Genomic DNA, 3,519 nt, shown 5'->3' on the forward strand with positions numbered 1-3,519 from the left:
ACCAGACCACCGAGCAGACGCTCGCCGAGTTGCGCTATCCCACCGCACGCCGTCCGATCAGGCCGGCGCTGGCAGAACGCAAGGTGGCGCGATGAGTGACGCACATCGGTCCGCAGCGCCCACACTGCTGCAAGGTCCAGGTCTGCGTGACGAGGCACCGGACCACTGATCAGCCTGCCAGCGAATGAACTGATCCGCGAACTGGCGCAGGACGCGTCGATGCCTGGAATTAAATCGTCCGCAGAACACCCCGTCGTGTGAAAAATAGAATCGAGGAGATATCCATGAAAGCTGCTAGCCTTGCGTCTTGTCGTTTCGCGCTCGGCGCGTTGTTGCTGGCCTGCTCATCGCTGGCACAGGCCTGGCCCGATCGAGCCATCAAGATCATCGTCCCCGCGCCTGCTGGCGGGAATATGGACGGGCCGGCTCGCATCTTTGCCAGCTATTTGTCCAAGGAAGTTGGCCAACCTGTCATTGTTGAAAACAAGGCGGGCGCGGGGGGCTCCATCGGAGTGCAGGCCATGCTAAACGCGCCTGCCGACGGCCACGTCATCCTGTACACCAGCTCGAACGTGCTGACCGAAATACCGCACGTCATGAAGCCCCCCTATGACCCGATGAAGGACGTGCGGCCGGTGGCGGCGCTCACCCAGTACCGCTACGTGCTGGTCGTTGCGCAGGACTACCCAGCGAATGACCTGGCCGGCATGGTGCGGCAGCTCAAGGCGGCGCCGGACAAGAGCAGCTTTGCGTCCCCGAGTCCCGGAACGATCGCGCAGCGTGGCGGTGAGATGCTCAATCTCAAACTCGGCGTGAACATGCAACACGTGCCATATTCGGGTACTCCTCCCGCGCTGCTCGCGGTGATGTCCAATCAGGTCACGATGGTTCTGGACAGCGTCGTGACCTCGGGACCCCATCTGCAGAGCGGCAAAATCAAGGCGCTGGCCATCGCGGGCACCAGCCGCTACCCCGGCATGCCGCAGGTTCCGACCTTCGCTGAACAGGGTTTTCCGGAGTTCAATGATTTCAGCAGCTGGCAGGGCATCGCGGTATCTCCCAAGGTACCAGCCGCCGTTGTCGAAAAGCTCTACGCCGTCACGCGCCACATCGCCGGTCTGGCGCCGTTCCGCGACCAGGTCGCAAAGCTGAGATTCGAGCCGATCACGCCCGAATCGCCGCAGCAATTCGCGCAGCGTCTGCAGTCGGACTACGACCACTTTGACGCACTGAACCGCAAGTTGACCCTGAAGCAGTAAGACCTCACGAAACCTTGATGGAAATGATTCAGCTATGAAAGCAGCCATGATTATCTCGGGCCCGCAAGGCGGCCATGTGGAAATCCGGGAGATTCCCCGCCCGACGCCCGGTCCCGGCCAAGTGGTGGTGCAGGTGATGGCCTCGGGCCTGAACCGGGGCGAATTGGTCCGGGTGGGTGAAGCGAAAAGCGGCGGCCCGATACTGGCCGGCATCGAGTTCGCCGGCATTGTCAGCCAGGTCGGACCCGATGTGCGCGGCGTGCGTGAAGGCGACCGCGTGACCGGCCACGGCTGGGGCGGCCAGTCCGAGTATGTGCTGGCCGAGGCGCGCGCGCTGATCCCGATCCCGGCCACGCTGTCCTGGGTCGAGGCGGCCGCATTCCCCAATGTGTTCATCAGTACACACGACGCGCTGGTCACTAATGGCGAGTTCCGTGCCGGCCAATCTGTGCTCGTGAATGCCGCCACAGGTGGCATGGGACTGGCAGCCGTCCAATTGGCCGCCCAACTCGGCGCCAGCCAGGTCATCGCCACCTCGCGCTCGGCGGCCAAGCTCGCGCGGCTGCGTGAATACGGTGCGACTCACACCATCGATACCTCACAGCAGGACACCGTGCAGGCCGTGAAAGACATCACCGACGGCCGCGGCGTGGACGTGATCATCGACTCACTGGGCGGCGCGGTGTTCGACACCAACCTGAAATGCCTGGCCGTGCGCGGCCGGCTAGTCATCATTGCGCGGATGAGCGGCGTCGATACCGCCCAGGTCGACATCAAGCACATGTGGGTCAATCGCCTGAAGGTTGTCGGGACCACCTTCCGCACCCGTACCGAGGAAGAACGGCTCGCCTTGATCGAAGCGTGCGCGCGCGATGTGCTGCCACTGCTGCGCGAGGGTCGCCTCAAGATGCCGGTCGACCGCCTGTTCGCACTCGACGACATTGCACAGGCCCACGCCTACATGGCAACCAACCAGCATTTCGGAAAAATCATCGTGGCCGTCCACAAAAGCGTGATGGCGGCCGCCGTGCCAATCACCGTGTCGCAGACTGCGACGAAGGAGCTCGCATGAACATTAAGATCACACCACTCACCGGCTCGATTGGTGCCTCGGTCGAAGGCATTTCGCTCTCGGAGCCCTTGACCGACGAACTGTTCGGACAACTGAGCAAGGCATTTCTGCAACATTGCGTGCTAGTGTTCCGTGACCAGTCGCTCAAGCCCGCAGCTCAGCTGGATTTCATCCGTCACTGGGGCGAGCCGGTCGTTCCGGCCTTGCTGTCCAGGCTGCGGCTCGATGAGTATCCCGAAGTGGTCCAGATCCGAACGGCGCCGAAGGAGCTTATTTCGACCGAGGCCTGGCATTACGATGCGCCGCACACGCCCGTGCCGCCAAAGATCACCATGCTCAGCGCGCAGGTGGTGCCGGTGGGTGGTGACACGATGTGGTGCAACCAATATCTCGCCTACGAGAGGCTGACTCCCGTCATGCAACGCATGCTGCAAGGCCTGCGCGTCCAATTCCGCGCCGTGCGGCTGGCCCGCTCCCAAGGCGTGTGCGAGTCCGATGCGCCCTCCGCAGTGCACCCGATGGTGCGCACGCATCCGGAGACCGGCCGCAAGGCGCTCTACATCGGGCATCCGGACAATGTGATGGGCATCGAGGGTATGACCGAGGCCGAAGCGCGGCCCTTGCTGAACTTCCTGTATGAGCACAGCACGCAGCCGGACAACGTTTACCGCCATATGTGGCGCGTCGGCGATGCGCTGATGTGGGATAACCGGTGCACCATGCACTATGCGGTCCACGACTACGGCAACCAGGAACGCCTCTTGAACCGAGTCACCCTGAAGGGCGAAGTGCCCACTTGAAAAAGGGCGCTTTCCTGGCTGCGGGGCTGCTTTGGGTCGGCAACGCTCAAAGCGGCCGGTTTCACCTCTCTCGAGGCCGAGTCGACCGCGTGGATGGCATCCGGGACGCCATGCATCCACCGGCCGTCCTGCTTGACGCTATATGAACGCCGCCCGGCATTTGGATGGTGTACAAGAGTCGAGGGACTTTGGGCAGCCCACGAGTCTCGCGCGTGCGCCGCCCGACGGGGCTGCGCAGCCGGGTTACGGGCCTTGTAGGAGCCGCGCGTAAACCGCCTTGACGCTGCCAGCAGGAGGCGTAGAATCTGCAGGGTCGGGTGCCGCAAGGTTCCCGATAATGGTTGTGAACCTTCTTCTTGAAGGCCTTCTGGACGGCGGTTCGATTCCG

At 63.0% G+C, this 3,519-nt stretch carries 3 protein-coding genes; all 3 read left to right on the plus strand.

Going from position 1 to position 3,519, the window contains the following annotated elements:
* Positions 1-284: 284 nt before the first annotated feature.
* The 3 genes from K309_RS38795 to K309_RS0134235 are packed head-to-tail and all read left to right on the plus strand — an operon-like array spanning position 285 to position 3,131.
* Positions 285-1,259, plus strand: a complete 975-nt coding sequence (locus K309_RS38795) for a Bug family tripartite tricarboxylate transporter substrate binding protein (RefSeq protein WP_035878884.1) — start codon at positions 285-287, stop codon at positions 1,257-1,259.
* A gap of 46 nt (positions 1,260-1,305) precedes the next feature.
* Positions 1,306-2,331, plus strand: a complete 1,026-nt coding sequence (locus tag K309_RS38800) for a zinc-binding dehydrogenase (RefSeq protein ID WP_369796585.1) — start codon at positions 1,306-1,308, stop codon at positions 2,329-2,331.
* The gene (locus K309_RS0134235) at positions 2,328-3,131 is read left to right on the plus strand and encodes a TauD/TfdA dioxygenase family protein (protein WP_029050392.1); all 804 of its coding nucleotides are present in this window, start codon (positions 2,328-2,330) and stop codon (positions 3,129-3,131) included. Before K309_RS38800 ends, K309_RS0134235 begins: the two co-directional genes overlap by 4 nt.
* Positions 3,132-3,519 lie beyond the last annotated feature (388 nt).

It is taken from the genome of Cupriavidus phytohabitans, assembly GCF_000426345.1.
Taxonomy (GTDB): domain Bacteria; phylum Pseudomonadota; class Gammaproteobacteria; order Burkholderiales; family Burkholderiaceae; genus Cupriavidus.

Bases quoted from the DNA above. Each gene is read 5' to 3' on its own strand.
- K309_RS38795 (WP_035878884.1), top strand. From the start codon at position 285: ATGAAAGCTGCTAGCCTTGCGTCTTGTCGTTTCGCGCTCGGCGCGTTG.
- K309_RS38800 (WP_369796585.1), top strand. From the start codon at position 1,306: ATGATTATCTCGGGCCCGCAAGGCGGCCATGTGGAAATCCGGGAGATT.
- K309_RS0134235 (WP_029050392.1), top strand. From the start codon at position 2,328: ATGAACATTAAGATCACACCACTCACCGGCTCGATTGGTGCCTCGGTC.